23 protein-coding genes are annotated in these 17,988 nt (G+C 63.9%); 15 read left to right on the forward strand and 8 right to left on the reverse strand.

The genetic code is table 11. The features are described from left to right. Positions 1-135: 135 nt before the first annotated feature. The gene (locus CH262_RS19925) at positions 136-2,493 is read left to right on the forward strand and encodes a transketolase-like TK C-terminal-containing protein (protein ID WP_094718423.1); all 2,358 of its coding nucleotides are present in this window, start codon (positions 136-138) and stop codon (positions 2,491-2,493) included. Here the strand turns inward: CH262_RS19925 and CH262_RS19930 are convergent. From CH262_RS19930 to CH262_RS19940, 3 genes are read right to left on the reverse strand one after another with little or no spacing between them, the layout of a single operon-like run. Further along, positions 2,487-2,687 carry a hypothetical protein gene (locus CH262_RS19930; protein ID WP_094718242.1) on the reverse strand — a complete coding sequence of 67 codons (201 nt, stop codon included), beginning with the start codon at positions 2,685-2,687 and terminating at the stop codon, positions 2,487-2,489. The two genes, CH262_RS19925 and CH262_RS19930, sit on opposite strands and share 7 nt — an antisense overlap. Beyond that, positions 2,684-2,890 carry a helix-turn-helix domain-containing protein gene (locus CH262_RS19935; RefSeq protein ID WP_027495448.1) on the reverse strand — a complete coding sequence of 69 codons (207 nt, stop codon included), beginning with the start codon at positions 2,888-2,890 and terminating at the stop codon, positions 2,684-2,686. Before CH262_RS19935 ends, CH262_RS19930 begins: the two co-directional genes overlap by 4 nt. Beyond that, entirely contained in the window at positions 2,890-3,372 is a 483-nt protein-coding gene (locus CH262_RS19940) for a DUF2975 domain-containing protein (protein ID WP_045841071.1), read from the reverse strand. The genes CH262_RS19935 and CH262_RS19940 overlap by 1 nt, the downstream gene beginning before the upstream one ends. Before the next feature lie 174 nt (positions 3,373-3,546). Between CH262_RS19940 and CH262_RS19945 the strand changes: the two genes are divergently transcribed. From CH262_RS19945 to CH262_RS19950, 3 genes are all read left to right on the forward strand, one after another. Then, a complete protein-coding gene (locus CH262_RS19945) occupies positions 3,547-4,395 on the forward strand; it encodes a GAF and ANTAR domain-containing protein (protein WP_143547138.1) in 849 nt (282 codons plus the stop codon). Positions 4,396-4,484: 89 nt separating this feature from the next. Then, on the forward strand, positions 4,485-4,628 hold the full coding sequence (locus CH262_RS27750; protein ID WP_179275054.1) for a hypothetical protein: 144 nt from the start codon (positions 4,485-4,487) through the stop codon (positions 4,626-4,628). Positions 4,629-4,632: 4 nt separating this feature from the next. Continuing rightward, positions 4,633-4,845, forward strand: coding sequence for a hypothetical protein (locus tag CH262_RS19950; RefSeq protein WP_094718243.1), 213 nt, complete (start codon positions 4,633-4,635; stop codon positions 4,843-4,845). A 12-nt stretch (positions 4,846-4,857) separates the two neighbouring features. Here CH262_RS19950 and CH262_RS19955 read toward each other — a convergent pair whose 3' ends face one another. Continuing rightward, a complete protein-coding gene (locus CH262_RS19955) occupies positions 4,858-5,538 on the reverse strand; it encodes a TetR/AcrR family transcriptional regulator (RefSeq protein WP_094718244.1) in 681 nt (226 codons plus the stop codon). A 156-nt stretch (positions 5,539-5,694) separates the two neighbouring features. On the opposite strand from CH262_RS19955, the gene CH262_RS19960 reads away from it, so the two are divergent. The 11 genes from CH262_RS19960 to CH262_RS20005 all read left to right on the forward strand — a co-directional run bounded on the left by CH262_RS19960 (position 5,695) and on the right by CH262_RS20005 (position 14,461). Then, positions 5,695-6,897, forward strand: a complete 1,203-nt coding sequence (locus CH262_RS19960; protein ID WP_094718245.1) for a cytochrome P450 — start codon at positions 5,695-5,697, stop codon at positions 6,895-6,897. Beyond that, positions 6,894-7,091, forward strand: coding sequence for a ferredoxin (locus CH262_RS19965; protein WP_032389698.1), 198 nt, complete (start codon positions 6,894-6,896; stop codon positions 7,089-7,091). The genes CH262_RS19960 and CH262_RS19965 overlap by 4 nt, the downstream gene beginning before the upstream one ends. Further along, positions 7,088-8,230 (forward strand): NAD(P)/FAD-dependent oxidoreductase, encoded by a 1,143-nt coding sequence (locus CH262_RS19970; RefSeq protein WP_094718246.1) that lies wholly within the window; start codon positions 7,088-7,090, stop codon positions 8,228-8,230. Before CH262_RS19965 ends, CH262_RS19970 begins: the two co-directional genes overlap by 4 nt. An 8-nt stretch (positions 8,231-8,238) precedes the next feature. Then, positions 8,239-8,631, forward strand: a complete 393-nt coding sequence (locus CH262_RS19975) for a hypothetical protein (RefSeq protein ID WP_032392145.1) — start codon at positions 8,239-8,241, stop codon at positions 8,629-8,631. Between the two features lie 6 nt (positions 8,632-8,637). Next, entirely contained in the window at positions 8,638-9,396 is a 759-nt protein-coding gene (locus CH262_RS19980; RefSeq protein WP_094718247.1) for a 1-acyl-sn-glycerol-3-phosphate acyltransferase, read from the forward strand. A gap of 34 nt (positions 9,397-9,430) precedes the next feature. Next, positions 9,431-9,976, forward strand: coding sequence for a TetR/AcrR family transcriptional regulator (locus tag CH262_RS19985; protein ID WP_032400433.1), 546 nt, complete (start codon positions 9,431-9,433; stop codon positions 9,974-9,976). A 107-nt stretch (positions 9,977-10,083) separates the two neighbouring features. Beyond that, complete coding sequence (locus CH262_RS19990) at positions 10,084-11,673, forward strand: GMC oxidoreductase (RefSeq protein WP_094718248.1); 1,590 nt, start codon at positions 10,084-10,086, stop codon at positions 11,671-11,673. A 20-nt stretch (positions 11,674-11,693) separates the two neighbouring features. Then, complete coding sequence (locus tag CH262_RS19995; protein WP_256988881.1) at positions 11,694-12,986, forward strand: lipase family protein; 1,293 nt, start codon at positions 11,694-11,696, stop codon at positions 12,984-12,986. Beyond that, positions 12,971-13,258: a hypothetical protein gene (locus CH262_RS27755; protein WP_179275055.1), complete on the forward strand. Its 288-nt coding sequence runs from the start codon at positions 12,971-12,973 to the stop codon at positions 13,256-13,258. The genes CH262_RS19995 and CH262_RS27755 overlap by 16 nt, the downstream gene beginning before the upstream one ends. Then, positions 13,245-13,988 carry an EAL domain-containing protein gene (locus tag CH262_RS20000; protein WP_179275056.1) on the forward strand — a complete coding sequence of 248 codons (744 nt, stop codon included), beginning with the start codon at positions 13,245-13,247 and terminating at the stop codon, positions 13,986-13,988. Before CH262_RS27755 ends, CH262_RS20000 begins: the two co-directional genes overlap by 14 nt. 140 nt (positions 13,989-14,128) lie before the next feature. Continuing rightward, a complete protein-coding gene (locus tag CH262_RS20005; RefSeq protein ID WP_032387659.1) occupies positions 14,129-14,461 on the forward strand; it encodes a DUF3140 domain-containing protein in 333 nt (110 codons plus the stop codon). Positions 14,462-14,573: 112 nt separating this feature from the next. Here the strand turns inward: CH262_RS20005 and CH262_RS20010 are convergent, their stop codons facing one another. The 4 genes from CH262_RS20010 to CH262_RS20025 form a co-directional block, all read right to left on the reverse strand. After that, on the reverse strand, positions 14,574-15,008 hold the full coding sequence (locus tag CH262_RS20010) for a GNAT family N-acetyltransferase (RefSeq protein WP_094718250.1): 435 nt from the start codon (positions 15,006-15,008) through the stop codon (positions 14,574-14,576). Positions 15,009-15,039: 31 nt separating this feature from the next. After that, the gene (locus CH262_RS20015; protein ID WP_256988882.1) at positions 15,040-15,429 is read right to left on the reverse strand and encodes a DUF4234 domain-containing protein; all 390 of its coding nucleotides are present in this window, start codon (positions 15,427-15,429) and stop codon (positions 15,040-15,042) included. Between the two features lie 110 nt (positions 15,430-15,539). Next, positions 15,540-16,316 (reverse strand): IclR family transcriptional regulator, encoded by a 777-nt coding sequence (locus tag CH262_RS20020; RefSeq protein WP_094718252.1) that lies wholly within the window; start codon positions 16,314-16,316, stop codon positions 15,540-15,542. Further along, the gene (locus CH262_RS20025; protein ID WP_094718253.1) at positions 16,313-17,812 is read right to left on the reverse strand and encodes an APC family permease; all 1,500 of its coding nucleotides are present in this window, start codon (positions 17,810-17,812) and stop codon (positions 16,313-16,315) included. Before CH262_RS20025 ends, CH262_RS20020 begins: the two co-directional genes overlap by 4 nt. Positions 17,813-17,988: the final 176 nt, after the last annotated feature.

Genomic DNA, 17,988 nt, shown 5'->3' on the forward strand with positions numbered 1-17,988 from the left:
GCCGGTTGCATCACAGACGCGACTGACTCGGCGCTTCGCAATCCGAACGCTTGCCTCATGGAGTGACGGGACCCATCCGGTCCCGCCACGTCCACTCGATGCAATCTTTCGTCGCCTATTTCAGGAGTGCTCGCCATGACCAGCCTCAGCTCGACCACCGGCAATTCGACCGACGGTGATTCGGTCACCGGGGGGCGCGAAACCCTGCACGACATTTCCGAGCGGGTGCTGTGGCTGTCGACGTCGATGATCCACCACGCCAACCGAATCCGGCCCAATCCGACGGGTCTCAAGGTGGGCGGTCATCAGGCGTCGTGCGCGTCGATGGTCACCATCATGACCTCGCTGTGGTTCGAGCAGCTCGAAGCGGGCGACCGAGTGTCGGTCAAGCCGCACGCGTCGCCGGTGCTGCACGCCATCAACTACCTTCTCGGTGAGCTGGACGAGAAGTATCTGACGACGCTGCGCTCGTACGGTGGTCTGCAGTCCTACCCGTCGCGCGCCAAGGATCCCGATACCGTCGACTACTCGACGGGATCGGTGGGTATCGGTGCGACGGCACCTATTTGGGGCGCAATGTCGCGCCGCTTCGTCGACTCCGCATTTTCCGCAGACACCCCGAGTGGGTTTCGCGGACGGCAGTATTCGCTCGTCGGAGACGCCGAGCTCGACGAGGGTGCCGTGTGGGAAGCCGTCATCGATCCGGGCATCGGTGAGTTGGGCGAGATCGTCTGGATCGTCGACCTCAACCGGCAGTCCCTCGACCGAGTGGTGCCGAACATCGCCGCGCGTCGCCTCGAGAAGATGTTCGACGCGGCAGGCTGGCAGGTCATCACCGTGCGGTTCGGTCGGCTGCTCGAGAACCTGTTCGCGCGTACCGGGGGCGACGCCTTGCGGCGCCGCATCCTCGACATGCCCAATCCCGAGTATCAGCGGCTGTTGCGGTGCTCGGCGTCCGAATTGCGAGATCGGCTGCCCGGCAACGGTTCCGATGCCGCGGCGATCACCGCGCTCATCGGTGACCTCGACGATCTGATTCTCACCGAGTCGATTCGCAATCTCGGCGGCCATGATCTCGACGCGCTGCGCGAGGCCTATGCGCAGATCGACGACACCCGGCCCACGGTCATCATCGCCTACACGGTCAAAGGCTTCGGGCTCCCTACACAAGGGCACCCGCAGAACCATTCCTCCTTGTTGACGATCGAGGAATATGCCTCACTCGCAGAGACTCTCGGCACGGATGCAGACTCGCCCTGGGGCCGCTTCGACGACGCCACAGCTGCCGGGCAGTTGTGCGCCGATGTCGCCGAACGGCTGCGCCGCGAGCCGGTGCCCGTCTCGGCACCGCCTGCAGTTCCCACCGACATCGGCCGTACTCCCAAGGGCACGGCCACGACGCAGGCCGCGCTCGGCCGCACCCTCATCGACCTGACGCGTGAGGCCCCGGATGCGGCTCGACGCGTCGTGACGGTCAGTCCCGATGTCAGCTCCACCACCAATCTCGGCGGTTGGGTCAACAAGGTCGGTGTCTGGTCGTCGTCGGAGCGGCACGACTGGTTCGGTGACGATGCCGAAACCATCATGCACTGGCGTGAGGGTCCCACCGGTCAACACATGGAACTCGGTATCGCAGAGACCAATCTGGTCGGATTGATGGGTGAGCTCGGGGCGACGTGGAGCCGGTGGGGAGAGCCGTTGTTCCCCATCGGGGTGATGTACGACCCGTTCGTCGAACGCGCCCTCGAACCGTGGTCGTACGGCATCTACGCGGGCGGTCAGTCGATTCTGGTCGGTACGCCGTCAGGCGTCACGTTGGCTGCGGAAGGTGGTGCGCACCAGTCGATCAAGACTCCATCGATCGGTCTGGAGCAGCCCGGGTGCATCTCGTACGAGCCGGCTTTCGCCATCGACGTCGAGTGGACGTTGCTCGCCAGCATCGCGAAGTTGGGTCGTCCCGACGGCACCTCGGCGTACCTGCGTCTGTCGACCCGTCCGGTCGATCAGACGTTGGCCGACGTGCCCAGCGATCCGGCGGCGCGCGAACGCAGGCGCAAGCAGGTGGTGGCGGGCGGGTACCCGCTCGTCCGGCGAGACGGAGCCACCGTCACGATCGCGGCGATGGGTGCGCTCATGCCCGAAGCTCTCGACGCCGCAGCACGTTTGGAGCGCATCGGCATTGTCGCGGACGTCCTGTGCATCACGAGTCCGGGCCAGCTCTATCGAGCTGTCCAGGCTCGACAGGGACACGGCGACGCGGAGTCGTGGATTCTCGATCAGCTGTTGCCGGCCGATCGGGCGACACCGATGGTGACCGTCCTCGACGGCCATCCGCACACGCTGGCCTTCCTTGCGAACGTGAACCGCGTGGCGTCGACGTCGTTGGGCGTCAGCAACTTCGGTCAGGTGGGCTCTCTGGACGAGGTGTACAAGCATCATCACATCGACACCGATTCGATTGTCGGTGCCGCTCTGGATGTCACCGGTCAGTAGTTCTGACACGCCAATCGATTCACCGTGCGCACAGCCGTCCAACCGGCCGCGGCGACGAGTAGAAACCCGATTCCCTGAAGGCCGGGGGAGTCGTCGGCTCCCCCGAGGACGAACGCGGCACCTCCGAGTGCGGCGATGACGATGGCCACGAGAACGGCAACGACGTTGCCTCTCCGCGTCTTCGATGTGGTCATTCGTCCACCCATTCCAGGAGGTCTCCGGGTTGGCAGTGCAGCACCCGGCACATGGCGTCGAGGGTGCTCAGTCGTACGGCTTTGGCCCGTCCGTTCTTGAGGACTGCGATGTTGGCGGGCGTCAGCCCCACGCGTTCGGCGAACTCGCCGACGCTCATCTTCTGCTTGGCCAACTGAACATCGATGCGCACCACGATGGCCATCAGATGACCGCGTCCATGTCGCTGCGCAGTTCCGTGGCCTGCCTGAGCAGTGTCCTCATGACGACCATCAACAGTGCGGCGACGGCGACGATGACGACGAGCAGGAAGAGCAGTAGCGGCAGGCCTGGGTCGTCGGCTCCGAATCCGACGTAGAGGAACACCGCGACCAGCACCACCCAGGCCGCGACGATCGACCACGTGATCGTGTCGACCCACACCAACGAGGCGCGGGTGAAGATGGCATTGCGGTTCACCATCGTCAGCAGCTTCCATGTCGCGACCACGACCACCTGAATGCACAGCACCCAGAAGATCGACACGATGGTCAGCGGCCATCGCAGGTACGCGGATTCGGGAGATTCCTGGGCCATGTGGGCGAACTGGCCGGGCAACGACATGACTTGCATCAGAACCAGCACCGCGAACAACGCGGCGAGAAACAGGCGAAGCAACAGGACTACCGCTCGATATCCACTCAGCATGTAGCGAGTATCGACAGGAATCTATCGAAAGTCAATAGATTAACGGGGTGTCGAAACCATCCAGTTCCGGTTGACAGCGGGCGTACGGTTGTAACATTCGGCGAGGGCCAACGCCGTAGGTTGCTCGTTCACGGCGAAGGGTGTGATGGCCGCATCGTATGGGGGCGGGACCACGTGACCGATCGGACATCCGAGGGACCGCCGGACGATTCGGCTGCCGAGAGAGCGGCCGCCGCCGCGTTCGACGAGCAGATCGCGGCGGCACTCCCGAGGCGATCTCACGTGCCGGGTGCGACGACGTATTTCGCGGAAGACACCTTCGAGGCGCTCGACGTGTTCCGCGGAATATTGCTCGAGCACAGCCGATTCGAGACTGTGCTGCAGGGCCTGTGCGAGCAGGCCGTCGTGGCAATTCCCGGGGCGGATATGGCGGGAGTGACCCTGCTGCATCATGATTCGGAGAATCCTGCCACCGCTGCTTTCTCGGACGCTCGCGTGGTCGATATCGATGCCGATCAGTATCGCGCGGACGAGGGGCCGTGCCTCGAAGCGGCGCGCCACGATCGACTGGTGTGCGTCCGAGTCGACGACATCACCACTCGCTGGCCCGCATTCGCAGCCGCAGCAGCAGACATCGGAGTGCAGAGTTACCTGTCGGCACCGCTGGCAGTCGACTCCGAGCATGCAGGCTCGCTCAACATCTACGGGTTCGATGCCGATGGCTTCAACGATATCGACGAAGTGGTGGTGAAGATGTTCGTCACGTCGGTCGAAGCGGCAGTATGGAATTCCCGGCACACGGCTGAGGCGAAGCAGGAAGTCGTCGGTCTTCGTGCGGCAATGGCGACCAGGGCGACCATCGAGCAGGCCAAGGGCATCCTGATGGCAACGCAATCGATCACTCCCGAAGCCGCGTTCGCCGCCTTGGTGCAGCAATCGCAGCGAGAGAACACGCGAGTTGCAGTGTTGGCGGCCCGGGTGGTCGATTCGGTCGTCGGACGGCAGGATGCCGAATGGCCGTAGTGTCGGGGTAGCACGGTCCACCGAGCATCATCAATGGTTCAGCGAAGCCGAACGATCTGCAGCACCGAAGGTCGAGAAGGTCAAGGCCCATGACGGACACTCCGATTCACGACGAACTTCAGCACTTTCTCGACATGGATACCGGCGGGGGGAGTCGGAAGAACGAGCCCATTGCTCGGCCGGCACCGGACCCGGCGGCCGAGCACGGCCCACCCCGGCACCAGAGAGCCTGACGGCATGGCCACGGCGCAGGAGAAACAAGACGCAGCGATGGTCGTGTATCGGCGCGCGAAGGAACACGAGCAAGGGCTCGCGGATGTGCGTGGGCAGACCGACGCCGATGTCCCGCTGGTAGTCGGCGTCGACGATGCCGAGTTGCAGGGCGCGGTCGAGGCCGACATGTCGGCGCAGGAGGCCCTCAGCGTGGCCCTCAGGGCCGTCGACGACTAGAGCTGTACGCGATCAGCTTTCGTTGACGTCCCGCACGGACGCAGTGGGTACGACGGCCGCGTGGACGTCGCCGCTGTAAGACGCCGGCAGTGGACTACTGCACAGTGTGCGAGCCTCGTCGGTCGAAATGCCGAGTGCGCGGAGCACTCGCTCGGTCGTGCCGTCGACCGTCGCCGCCTCGTCGCGGTCGGGTTGCGCCAGGAGCAGGCGGCCCATGGAGAGCAGTGAACCGGCGACTATCGCGAGGGCGAGATCCGGGTCGTCGACGTCGAATCTTCCTTGCGCTGCGGCCGATTCGATATCGCGACGAGACCGTGGTGCCAGGCCGCCGGCCGCGGCGAACGCGGCGGCCTCGGAGTTGAGCAGTACGCGGCTCAGTTGCGGTTCGAGGCGGAACAGGCGTCCGGACAGTCTGAACGATTGGGTGAATTTCTCGACCGGGTCCTCGAAACCGACGGTGAGCGAATCGAGGTAGTCGCCGACGGACTCGAGAGCGGCGTCGATGGCGGCCTGCCACAGTTCTTCTTTGCTCTCGAAATAGTTGTAGAACGATCCGTTGCTGACGTCGGCGGCCTGCGTTATTTCGAGCACGGGTGCATTGGTGTTCCCGCTGGCGAGTAATCCTTGGGCGGCCTGGATCAGCGCGGCTCTGGTGCGTGCCTTGCGGCGCTCGACGCGGTTGCCTTCGGTCACGATCTGCTCCTGCTCTGCGGGGTCCGTGCAGCCTATCGCGAATCAATGATGACGAATTCGTCAAAAACCCTTGACGTACTGCCGTGCCATGAGTGACGATATCGTCAACACCTTGCGAAGGCAGGGTATCGACTTCCGGCGGCACCGAAGGACCCCATGACGACGAACGCGACGATCCCGCAGTACCGCGCCGATCTGTACTCCACCGATGCGATCCTCGATCCGTACCCCCACTACGCACGGCTACGCGCCCTCGGCCCGGTGGTGTGGCTGCCGCGCCAGCAGGTGTTCGCCGTCTCGCGCTACGCGGACTGCAAGGCGGTGCTGCTCGACGACGAGACCTTCATCTCGGGGGACGGCGTGGCACTCAATCCCGTCGCCAATCGGCTGGGCCGCGAAACGACACTGAACAGTGACGGCGACGAGCATGCGACCAAGCGATCGGTGCTCGCGCATCGACTCACTCCGAAGGCCGTGCGCAAGATGAAAGCGGCCGTGGAGGAAAAAGCGAACAACATCGTCGACGCGGCACTGAAGAAACAGTTCGTCGACGGCGTGGACGATCTCGCGACAGCGCTGCCGATGTCGATCGTGCCCGATCTCGTCGGGTGGCCAGAGGACGGCCGCGAGGATCTACTCCGTTGGGCGGGTGCGACATTCGACTCCCTCGGCCCCGTGAATCGACACTCGATCACCGCCGTCAAGGGTGCCGCAGAGATGCTTGCCTTCTCGCGGCGCGTGGTGCGAGATCGATCGGTGATTCGGGGAAGCATGGGCGACGACGTTCTGAAGGCCGCCGACGACAACAAGATTCAGAAGTCGGCATGTCCCGCGCTGATGATCGACTACCTCGGTCCCTCGCTCGATACCACCATCGGAGCGATTTCCGGGGCCCTCGACCTGTTCGCGCGGCACCCCGAGCAGTGGCAGGCGATCAGGCAGGACCCGGACCTGATACCCAATGCGATCAACGAGGTCGTTCGATACGAGTCGCCGATCAGAGCCTTCTCGCGTCGAGCGATCCGTGACGTCGAGATCGACGGATCACGAATCCCGAAAGGTGCTCGCGTACTGGTGGTCTACGCGTCGGCGAACCGCGACGAGCGTGAATGGGACAACCCCGATGCCTTCGACATCACCCGTGACGCGGCGCGTCAACTCGGCTTCGGTTCCGGCGTGCACGGGTGCGCCGGCCAGGGGCTTGCTCGTCTGGAAGCCCAGACCATGCTCCGGGTGTTGGCGCAGCGGGTAGAGAAGTTCGTTCCCGCAGGTACACCCGTACGCGCTGTCAACAACGTCATTCATCGATACGAACGGTTGCCGCTCAAATTGGTGGCAGCAGAAGGGACACAGCCATGAGGATCGACGTCGATTGGGATCGCTGCGAGGGCCACGGCATCTGTGCCGAACAGGCACCCGAGGTGTTCAGCCTCGATGACGAGGGCGAACTGCACTACGCCTTCGATGGCAACGACATTCCCGACGACCTCGCGGCCTCGGCCCGGTCTGCGGTCGGCGTGTGCCCGGTGGCGGCACTGCGAGAACAGGCGTGAGCTCTCTCGAGAGCAGGATCGTCGTCGTCGGAGACTCCATAGCCGCGTGCACCGCTGTCCGCGAACTGAGGGCCCGCGGACACGAAGGTCCACTGACGATGATCGGGGCCGATGCCGACGGTTGCTACGCGCGGCCGCCGTTGTCCAAGCACGTGCTCAAAGGCGAAGCAGCCGAGGCGGAAACGTGGGATCTGTCGGACCTCGGGATCGAGACGATCGGTGATCGGGCCGTATCGGTGAATGCCGAGGCCCACACAGTCACGACCGCCGCCGGTGCCGATGTTCCGTACGATCGGTTGATCGTCGCCACCGGAGCGGCTGCACGTCGCATCGCGGCTCCCGGGCAAACGGGCGAGACGGTGCTGCGGACCTTCGACGATGTTCGGGCACTACGTCCGAAACTCGATGCGGCGCAGACGGCGATCGTCGTCGGTGCCGGATTCCTCGGCATGGAGGTCGCCAGTGTGTGCGTCTCTCGCGGAATCGCGGTCACCGTCGTGGACGTCGACCCTCCGTTGACACGGCTACTGGGTACCTACCTTTCCGACGCGATTACCGCGCGTGCCGAGGCCGCGTCGGTCGAGTTTCTCCGCGCGGACAGCCCGGTTACGTTGACGGGCAACCCCGTTACCGGGATCGAGTTCGCGGGCCGCACCCTCGACGCCGATGTGGTGGTCACCTGCGCCGGTGATGTGCCCGAGACGGAGTGGTTGACCGGCACCAGAATTGCCGACGATCGAGGTGTTGCCATCGACGAGAGCTGCGCCACAGCAGTTCCCGACGTGTTCGCCGCAGGCGACGTCGCGTATTCACGTGCCGGTTCCGGTCGAGCGCCGTTCTGGTCGAATGCCGTCGCGCAGGGCAAGGTCGCCGCGGCCTCCGCACTCGGCCTCGAACCCACGTGTGCGCCCGCCGACGACTACTTCTGGACCGAGATTCTGGGACTGTCCATCAAGGTCGTCGGTCCTCTTCCGCTACTGGGTGATCCGACCGTGCTCGAGGGTTCCGTCGACGACGGATCGGCGCTGCTGCAGTGGAACCACGAGGACGGCCGCACGACCATCGTTGCCTACGGTATGAAGAAGGCCGTCGGCCTGCTCCGACGGCTTGCTCGCGACTCCGCTGTTCCCACTACGTAAGGAATTTCATGGCTTTCGGCTCTGCGTCCGGTCTGGTTCGTCGTCTTCCCGAGGCGGTCGGGCTCGCCCGGGCAGCGATCGGCATCGCCCACATGGTTGCGCCCACTCGCGCCAACGAACTCCTCGCTGGGCCCGACGCGGCGGTAGCGACGACGCGAGCTGCGGCTCGCACCTTCGGAATTCGTGAAATCTACATCGGCGGCGGGCTGTATGCGGCAACTCGGTACGCGCCGAAGGCCGTGCGCACTCTGCTGCGAGCAGGTGTGGCCGTCGACGTCTGGGACACGGCGGCGTTCGCGCTCACCGCTCACCTGCCGCAACGAACGAGAACAGCCGGCTGTGCAATTGCCGGAGGCTTCGTGATCGCCGGCGCGCTGGCAGACCTGCAACTGGACCGGTAGTCGGCGGTGGACAACATCGCTCGAGTCGTTCGCGCGGCGAGCATCAGTGCTGTTCGCCTCTACAACCGATTGGAAGTGACCGTAGCGCAACCGGTTCCGGATACCCCGGTGCTGTTCGTCGCCAACCATGGGTTCGGCGGAGTCATCGATCTCAACGTGTTCGCATTCGCGGCCGCATACGACGAGCTCGGTATCGACCGCGAGTTGATCACGCTGACCCACCAGATCGCGTGGACTCTGCATGCCGAGAAGCTGATCGAACCGTTCGGTGCCAGGCCCGCCGGGCGTCGAACGGCCCTGGACGCTTTTGCGGAGGGCAGCAGTGTCCTGGTCTTCCCGGGCGGTGACGTCGATGCTTTGAAATCGTGGCGGCATCGCAACGACATAGTGTTCTCGGGTCGGACCGGGTTCGCCCGTTTGGCAATCGAGGCGGGGGTGCCGGTCGTCCCCGTCGTCACAGCAGGAGCGGGGGAGTCCCTGCTGGTACTCAGCAGTGGTAAGCGGTTGGCGAAGGCGCTGAGGTTGGACAAGGTGCTGCGGCTCAAAACTTTTCCGCTGTCGGTGTCCATACCGTGGGGCGTCAACCTCGGTCTGGTTGGGCTTCTTCCGTACCTGCCGCTCCCCACCAAACTCGAGACGTCGGTGCTCGCGCCCATGCACCCCGACGCCGACGAGTCGGCGGAGGAGTTCGCGGGGCGGGTGCACGGGGCGATGCAGGCCGAGCTCGAAAAATTGACGAAGAATCGGCGGCCTCTCATCGGATGACTCGCCGAGCCGGCGATGCAGTCATACTCGGACCATGCGTTCGAAGCAGAAGATTCTCGACGCCACCCTCGGGCTCATCGTCCAGGGTGGGTTCGAGGATGTCACCATTGCCGCGGCCGCGCGGGCTGCGGGCGTGACGCGTCAGACGGTGTATTCGATTTTCACCACCCGTGAGGACATGATCTCCGAGGCCATGGTCGGCCTTGTCGTCGGCATCATCGGTGGCATCCGAGAGGAGGCCGATCGAGCCGAAACGCCATCGGAGTTCATCGTCGAGATGATCGTGTCCGCACGCAACCTCGTTCGCAGCGAGCCTGTGCTCAACTCGCTGCTACGTTCTGGCAACGCAAATCCGTTGTTCGATCCGGACGTCGTGGATCGGGCCGAGCCGGTGGCGCGTCAATTCCTCGATGGCTACATCGAACGGAACCCACAATTCGATTCGACTCGGTTCGAAGGTATCGAGCGAGTGCTGGTTCGAGTGGCGCTGTCCGTCATCCTGTTCGACGACGCGCAGATCCACGACGACGACGGTTTGCGGTCATACCTGCGGCGCTGGCTGATTCCGCTCCTGTTCTGACGGACCCCCAAAAACTTGACACCATAAGCCGCATCTGTCTAGTTTTGCTTCGCACGTGCACGTGACACAGGTCTCGGTGCGCGCTGCTGCACACCATTGGGGGGTACGTGTCGAATTTGAATCGCCGTTCGTTTCTCGGCGCGACTGGAATTGCGGGATTGGCCGCACTGTCGGGCGCGGGGGTGGCGCGAGCAGCGGGCGGGCGACGCGTCCAGATCCCGCTGGCCCGCGAGGATCATCGTGTGGTGATCATCGGATCGGGGTTCGGCGGTGGCGTCGCCGCGTTGCGCCTGGCCGAAGCCGGGGTGCCGGTTCTGGTGCTCGAGCGCGGAAGGCGTTGGAACACAGGACCGAATGCGGACACGTTTCCCGATGCCACGTCACCGGACAAGCGGATGCTGTGGCACGGTTCGAGTCCCAACCTGTTCGGCAGGCCAGTTCCGTTCGATCCGTACGTCGGCCTCCTCGATGCGGTCCCCGGGGACAACATGACTGCGCTGTGCGCGGCCGGTGTCGGAGGCGGATCCCTGATCTACCAGGGAATGACACTGCAGCCATCGCAGCCGGTGTTCGAGGAACACTTTCCGGCCGGACTGGATTGGCCGACTCTGAATCGGGTGCACTACCCACGCGTGGCGCGGATGTTGCAGCTCCAGCAGGCTCCCGACGAGTTGATCGGTACGCCCAATTATCAAGCAGCGCGGGTGTTTGCGGCCAATGCTCGTCGAGCGGGGCTGCCGGTGTCCAAGATCCCGATGCCGATCGACTGGAACTTCGCCCTCGACGAGACGCGCGGGGTGATGGCACCGTCGTACACCGATGGGTCCGGCGCATTCGGAGTCAACAACGGCGGTAAGCACTCCGTGGACGTCACCTACATCGCGGCCGCCGAGGCGACGGGGCTGGCCACGGTTGCGACACATCACCACGTCACCAGTGTCGAGCGGCGTGACGACGGCCGTTGGACGGTGTATGTCGATCGAATCGACTCCGACGGAACGGTACTGGAAAACAAGGTACTCACCGCCGGCGCATTGATCATGGCGGCGGGCAGCCTGAACACCACGAAGCTGCTCGTGCGTGCCGGTGCCACCGGAGCGATCTCGGACTTGCCGGACCAGCTCGGACAGGGTTGGGGCACCAATGCCGATCGCATCTACGTGTGGTCGAGTATCGAGCATACTTTCGGTGCGCCCCAGGGCGGTCCGGTGGTGTTCGGCAGTCTGAACTGGGACGACCCGAATACTGCGCACACCGTCATCCAGGCCTCGATACCGCCGTTGTCGTTCGATGCCCACAGCACGATGCTCGTCGGGTACGGAGTCAGCAGCGGCCGCGGCCATTTCGGCTACGACTCCTCCATGGACCAGGTTCGACTACATTGGCCGGCCAACGGCGACAGCCTGATACAGGACGGTTCGATCGATCCGACGGTGCGTCGTATCGCCGGATCGGGCAGTGTTCTCACCGATACCAATGCACTGTTCCCGTCCACCTGGCATCCGTTGGGTGGGGCCAACATGGGCGCGGTATGTGATCTCGACGGTCGCGTGCACGGCCAGCGAGGCCTGTATGTACTCGACGGGGCGCTCATGCCCGGCACCACCGCAGCGTGCAACCCATCCATGACCATCGCCGCACTGGCCGAACGTGCGTTGGACAACATCGTTGCCGACGATATCGGCACCGTTATTTGACCCCCACCAGAAAGAGACCGATGCATCTGTACCGCAACATGATCGGCGTCGCCGTCACCGCCGTGCTCGCGTCTTCCCTGACCGTGCTCAGCGGCTCGGCGGCGAATGCCGACCCCGTCGACGACTTCTACGTGCCTCCGGCTCAGGTCGTCGACGACCCGGGGGCCGTGTTGCGGACGCAGCCGATGTCACTGTTCGCGGCTCTGCCCGGTGCGGACGGTGCCTACCCTGTTCAGGCGCAGCGGGTGCTGTACTCGTCACGGACGCAGGACGATACGCCGGTGGGCGTGTCGGGCACGTTCATCGAGACCGAGGTGCCCTGGCGCGGTGCAGGCCCGCGGCCGACCATCGTCGTCGCGCCCGGCACGGTGGGTCAGGCCGATCAGTGCGCTCCTTCTCGTGCATTTCCGACGACTGTCAACGCTGTGACACAACCATTGTCGATCTCGTTCAATCAGGAGTTGTTGTCTTCCACTCTGTGGGGATCGATGGGTGCCAACGTATTCGTGACCGACTACATCGGGTTGGGAACGCCCGGCGTGCACACCTATGTCAATCGTGTCGAGCAGGCTCATGCGGTGCTCGACGGTGCTCGTGCCGCGAACGAGCTTCTCGGTGATACCGATGCACCCGTTGGTATCTGGGGGTACTCCCAGGGCGGTGGGGCGGCAGCCGCGGCGGCCGAACTCGCCTCGGAGTACGCACCAGGTCTGAATGTGAAGGGCACCTGGGCCGGAGCACCTACAGCGGACTTGCTCGAGGTGTTGAAGACCGTCGACGGGACGCTGATCGGAGGGGTGATCGGCTATGCCCTCAACGGGTTCGTCGAGCGGGATCCGAGCTTGCTGCCGCTCGTCGAAGAGAGACTCACCGATCACGGCAAGGCGGTGCTGAACGATCTGTCGACGCAGTGCATCGGCGACACCATTCTGAAGTACCCGTTCCTGCGAACCGAATCGTTGACCGCGGACGGCAAGTCGATGCTCGAGAATCTGGGCACCATTCCGCAGGCGGGTCGCATCCTCGAGGCTCAGCGGATCGGTCGCAGTACTCCGAACGCACCGGTGATGATCACCAGCGGACTCAACGACGACACCGTGCCGTACGGTCAGGCCCGGCAGTTGGCTCAGGATTGGTGTGGGCGAGGGGCCACGGTGGAGTTCCGAACCAACCCGTTGCCGCCGATCCTGCAGGGTGCGGTGTTGCCCAACCACTTCGGGCCACAGCTGATCGACGGGTACGGCGGCGCCGCCGCAGCGTTCCTGATGGATCGGTTCGCCGACGTCCCCATGGCACCATGCTCCATCGAATGATCGGCGGCCGCAGGCGCTGGCGGCTGGTGCGAGAATTCGTACTCCGCCACCGCTGCCCCGCACGCCTGAGCGCCGAGCAACGCGCCGCTGACTATGTCGCGATAGCAGAATCGTTCGGGGCCTTCTGGCCTCGCGACACACGACGAGTTCGTGTGCTGATCAGCAGTTTCGGCGATCGGGATCCCGATGCAGTCCTTGCCGCGATGCGCCCGATTGCAGCTCCGGTTCAGCTCCACCCGGTGGTGCGGGTGTGGAATCGTGCCGTCGACTAGGGCAGCGTCGACACCGCTGCGCTCGACCCTGTTGCGGTCGCAGCGTCGAGTGGAGGCTGTGATTGCAGGCGGTGGCCCGGACATCGTCTTTCAGCCGATCGTCCGTGCACGCGATGGGGTGATCGAGGGATACGAGGCCCTGTCGCGTTTCCCGGCGGGCGGCGGTGACACCGAGGCGTGGTTCGCGGATGCAGCGCAGTGCGGCCTCGGTCCTGCTCTGGACAGATCTGCGGCCGTCAAGGCACTGGGCGAATCAGCGCGTCTGCCGGATGGTTGCTTCGTTGCGGTGAACCTCAGTGCTGCAACGCTACTGGTCGATGCTGCCCTCGTGGATGTGCTGCTCGACTTCGGCCGACGACGGTCACTGGTAATCGAGCTCACCGAACATGCCGCCCAGGACGACGAGGATGCGGTGGTGGCAGTGTTGGCCGAACTTCGACGCGGCGGCGTCGCTGTCGCAGTGGACGATGTGGGATCCGGGTACGCAGGTATGCGGCAGCTCGTCGTGCTCGAGCCGCAGATCATCAAACTCGACGCGTTCGTCGTTCACGGCATGAAAGGCAATCGCGTGAAGTTGGCCTTGGCCGAACTGGTGCTCGAGTTCGCGCGAAAAACCGAGGCCAGGTGCGTGTTCGAGGGCATCGAGACCGACGACGACCTCGAAGCGGCCACGTCGATCGGGGCCGACCTGCTGCAGGGCTTTCGAGTGGGCCGCCCTGCGGCGGTGTAATCAGATCTGACCAGCAGGTTGAGTACGGCCCAACTGTGGGTATGCGGCGGACTAGGAACGAGACGAGTTCCGAAGGCCGATGCGGTCGAACGGGAGACACGCGGCACCACCACCGAGGGTGAATCGAAGGAGACGGACTGATGGCCGATGACGACAGTGACATCAAGACGGAGTTCGATGACCTCGTCAACATGACGGCGAAGGAACTCGACGAGTTTCTCGGCACCGATGACTCGAAGGACGTTGGGCAGAAGAAGGAGGGCGGTGAGTCGACGGGCCACGAGAGCGGCCGCCGCATCGTCGAAATCCTGAAGACGAAGAAGGCGGACCTGTCCGACGACGACTACGAGCACATGCGAAAGGTCGTCGGCTACTGCAAACGACACCTTGCGCAGCGGCCCGACGGGGACATCACCGACACCAAATGGCGCTACTCGCTGATGAACTGGGGCCACGACCCGAAGAAGAAATGATCTCGCTTCGTTGGCGGGAAGTCTGCTCCACTCGACGCCTCGGTCGCGAGGTTTCTCCGACTCGGGGCCCAGAGTGGAGCACAAGTTGCACACGCACCGACACTGGGCTGATTCAGCTGGGATGGGTGGACATCTTCACGTGCGGGATTCCCGCTTCCAGGTATTGCTCTCCCACTCGAGTGAATCCGAATCGGCCGTACCATTTTTCGAGGTGTGCTTGCGCGGACATCTCGACCACTCCGGGGTATGCCTCGAGGGCGGCCTCGACAAGCTGTCCGGCATATCCGCGGCCACGGCCGGCAGTCGCGGTCGCGACGCGGCCGATGTGGACCGTGTCGTTGACGAGCACTCGGAGGGTGGCCAACACCTCGCCGTTCTCATCCTGGATCCAGAACAGCTCCGTCGTCGGAAGTAGGTCCGCGCCATCGAGTTCGGCCTCGTCGACGATCTTCTGTTCGTGTACGAATACCGCGACTCGAAGGGCCATGATGCGGTACAGAGTGCTCGGATCGACGCGTGAGAGCGGTGCGTGATGGAGGGTGGTCATCGGGTCCGTTTCGTGGTTTCGGTTTCGCGATTCACACCGTGAGCGGCACAACGGTTCCCGGCGGTACGTCGTTGTATCGGGCCGTGATCTTGTTCAGTTCCAGCTGGTAGTACAGGGACTGCAGGCCGAAGACGAACGTGAGCAGAAGTCCGACGACCGAGCTGCACGTCGGCTGAAGGCCGGCCGCGCGTTGGGCGTCGGCGATGCGGTTTCCTGTGTTGTAGTAGCTGATCAACGGCGCGATGATGGTCCAGCCGAGGAGGAGCAGAACCAGCAGTGGGCCGACGACCGGCGGGTCGACCTTGCGTCGGTCGAAGTCCGCCATCTCACGGTGGATGAGGTAGTACCAGACGAAGTGGTAGATGCCGAGGGTGATGAGCGGCAACAGGATCCACACGACAACGGGGTTTCGCCGCTTCATCGCACTACCTTGGGCAACCGGACCGGTCATGATGCTCCCCAACTTTATCGGACGGCGTGCGGTGGACCGTCCAATTCTCGCATGTCGGTGGAGCGATGCACAGGTTCGGATCAGATCAGTCCGTCCAGATCCGAGGCTCCCTGGACGAGGAATTCGAGCAAGGCTGAGTTGGTGGGATCGACTCTGCCTGCAATTCCTTGCAGACACAGAGCGCCGACGACATCGGAACCGCGCGTTCGTACCGGTACCGCCAGAGCGGCTCGGCCGATTCGTGATTCCTCGTTCTCGAACGAAACTCCGGTGGCGAGGATGCGGGCAAGATCGCTGTGCAGGGAAAGCTCGTCGACGAGGGTGTGTGCGGTGACCGGCCGCAATTCGAGGTTGTCGACGGCCCGCGGTGTGAACGCGAGCATGAGCTTTCCCACGGCGTGCGCATGCGGATTTCGCATGATCGTCGGTGCCGAGACAACCTCGTGGTCGGGGTCCACGTCGACCATGCGCACTGTGCCGCCTCGTATCGTGGCGACGTAGAGGCCGTGCCGCGTCTGATCGCGCATGTCGCCGAGAACGTTTGCGACAGTCCGGACCGGGTCCGATCCCGTTGCTGCATAGGCCAGTTCGGATGTACGCCGCCCCAACGCGAAGCCCGACAGGTCCGGCACTCGTACCAGGAAGCCGTCGGCCACCAAGAAGTTCAGCATGCGGTAGGCGGTGGCCGGTGGTACGTGCGTATGCGCCGCAATCTGTTTCGCGGTTGCACCGGCACCCAGGTACGCCACCGCTTCCAGCATGGCCAGAGCCTTCTGTACGGCTTTTGGTTGTTGCCCCCCGAACCCCGTTCCCGATCCACCCCGGCGCGCATCGTGTCGTTCGGTCACCACGGTTATCTCCCGTGACGAGGAGGAGTCAGTACGGGTTTGCCCGCTGCGCTCATCTCCAGTTCGGCCGATCCCGGTAACAGATCGGCTGTTTCGACGCTGTCGAACACCCCGATAGCGTCGATGCTCTCAGGTCTGAACCACCGCAGGAACAAATGCCAGATCGTGCCGGACGCTCCGAGCGCCACGAACCACGCGATGTACGCCCAGGCTCCGGATCTGGCTGTGTCGATCACAGCGAATATCAACAGTCCGGATCCGGCTGCAGCGGCGCACAATCCGCACAGTCGAGTCCACACGGTGTGTTCGGATATTCGGCCGAGGAATCGCAACGCGGCAATCGACACCATCGTGTAACCGAGAACGAGCGCAATCTCGATCACGACGTCGTAGTTGTCCGGTGCGTGATCGGGGTTGTGCCAAAGCGACCCGAACAACGAGACACCGACGAAGAGCGTGACTGCGGCCCAGGGGGTCCGGAAGCGAGGATGTACGCGATCGAGAATGCTCGGGACGATCTTCTCGATGCTCATCGAGAACAACAACCGCGAACCGGCCTGCGCGAAGCCGAGTGTGGAGGCGATCCAGGACGAGCACACGCCAATGTTCACCGCCATCACGAGAAGGAGGCTCGCCCCGGAATCGACGCCGCCGAAGTACGCGTTGAGGAGTGTGCCTGCGTGCCCGGTCATTCCGGCCCATCCGGCGAACACGTAGAGCGCTCCGACCAGTAACGGGGACACCAGTAGCGTCCGGCTCACCGAGCGCAGGGGCGTACGGGCCTCCGGTCCGAAGAACGCGGCACTCTCGAATCCGGCGAGGCTGAGCACAGTTTGCATCGCAAGGAGGAGGACGAACCCGATCGGTGCATCCGTGGAGGTGTTCGTCATGTCCAACTCGACCGGCGCGCGCATCAGCAGCGCGGTGATGAGGACGAGGGTGCAGATCTCGATGACGAGAATGGTCCGACTCGCGAAGCGCACGCCTCTGACCGCGATCGACACGACGACTACAGCGACAACGGCACTGGCGATCATCACCGATCCACCACCGAGGTGAAGTCCCGATACCTCGGCGACCTTGACGAGGTTCGCGCCTGCATTCGACAGCACCGAAATCGACACGCCCACGTAGCCGACGAGCAATACCGCAGCGGCGGTCAGAGTGGCCCGTTTCCCGAGGCCATGGGCGACAAAGCTGTAGAGCGAACCCGATGCCGCGAGCCGGAGGGTGAACTGCCGGATGCAGAAGGCGACGAGGGTCATGACGAAGGTGGCACCGACGATGGCGACGAGCCCGGCGCTGCCTACCTCGAAGGTCGACATCCACAGAGCGATGAACACCATGCACGTCGCGGGGGCCATGGTCGACATGGATTGACCGAGCAAATCGAACGGGGTCAGTTGCTTACGCCCGAGCGCGCTCAACGGGGAGTACACAGGATTGATGGGCCGCTCGGTCAGAGCGGCCTGTTCGAGGGCGGCACGCAGTGCACTGGTGTTCATCGTCGTCCTGAGGGCCGTGTCCGGGGTGGGAATAAAGCCGGTAGAGAAGGACAAGGTACGACGCGGTGATTTCTTCCGTGTTTCAACGATTTCAACGGTTGGAAGTTCAAGTGGGAATTGGCGACCCAAAATCGAACCGGACGTCGGACGGGCAGTGATTCAGACCATAGTCGGGC

It is taken from the genome of Rhodococcus sp. 05-2255-1e, from assembly GCF_002259025.1.
Lineage (GTDB): Bacteria > Actinomycetota > Actinomycetes > Mycobacteriales > Mycobacteriaceae > Rhodococcoides > Rhodococcoides fascians.

Excerpts from the sequence above, each read along its gene's own strand:
- CH262_RS19925 (WP_094718423.1), top strand. The coding sequence starts at position 136 with ATGACCAGCCTCAGCTCGACCACCGGCAATTCGACCGACGGTGATTCG.
- CH262_RS19930 (WP_094718242.1), bottom strand. The coding sequence starts at position 2,687 with ATGACCACATCGAAGACGCGGAGAGGCAACGTCGTTGCCGTTCTCGTG.
- CH262_RS19935 (WP_027495448.1), bottom strand. The coding sequence starts at position 2,890 with ATGGCCATCGTGGTGCGCATCGATGTTCAGTTGGCCAAGCAGAAGATG.
- CH262_RS19940 (WP_045841071.1), bottom strand. The coding sequence starts at position 3,372 with ATGCTGAGTGGATATCGAGCGGTAGTCCTGTTGCTTCGCCTGTTTCTC.
- CH262_RS27750 (WP_179275054.1), top strand. The coding sequence starts at position 4,485 with ATGACGGACACTCCGATTCACGACGAACTTCAGCACTTTCTCGACATG.
- CH262_RS19950 (WP_094718243.1), top strand. The coding sequence starts at position 4,633 with ATGGCCACGGCGCAGGAGAAACAAGACGCAGCGATGGTCGTGTATCGG.
- CH262_RS19960 (WP_094718245.1), top strand. The coding sequence starts at position 5,695 with ATGACGACGAACGCGACGATCCCGCAGTACCGCGCCGATCTGTACTCC.
- CH262_RS19965 (WP_032389698.1), top strand. The coding sequence starts at position 6,894 with ATGAGGATCGACGTCGATTGGGATCGCTGCGAGGGCCACGGCATCTGT.
- CH262_RS19975 (WP_032392145.1), top strand. The coding sequence starts at position 8,239 with ATGGCTTTCGGCTCTGCGTCCGGTCTGGTTCGTCGTCTTCCCGAGGCG.
- CH262_RS19985 (WP_032400433.1), top strand. The coding sequence starts at position 9,431 with ATGCGTTCGAAGCAGAAGATTCTCGACGCCACCCTCGGGCTCATCGTC.
- CH262_RS19995 (WP_256988881.1), top strand. The coding sequence starts at position 11,694 with ATGCATCTGTACCGCAACATGATCGGCGTCGCCGTCACCGCCGTGCTC.
- CH262_RS27755 (WP_179275055.1), top strand. The coding sequence starts at position 12,971 with ATGCTCCATCGAATGATCGGCGGCCGCAGGCGCTGGCGGCTGGTGCGA.
- CH262_RS20005 (WP_032387659.1), top strand. The coding sequence starts at position 14,129 with ATGGCCGATGACGACAGTGACATCAAGACGGAGTTCGATGACCTCGTC.
- CH262_RS20010 (WP_094718250.1), bottom strand. The coding sequence starts at position 15,008 with ATGACCACCCTCCATCACGCACCGCTCTCACGCGTCGATCCGAGCACT.
- CH262_RS20015 (WP_256988882.1), bottom strand. The coding sequence starts at position 15,429 with ATGAAGCGGCGAAACCCCGTTGTCGTGTGGATCCTGTTGCCGCTCATC.
- CH262_RS20025 (WP_094718253.1), bottom strand. The coding sequence starts at position 17,812 with ATGAACACCAGTGCACTGCGTGCCGCCCTCGAACAGGCCGCTCTGACC.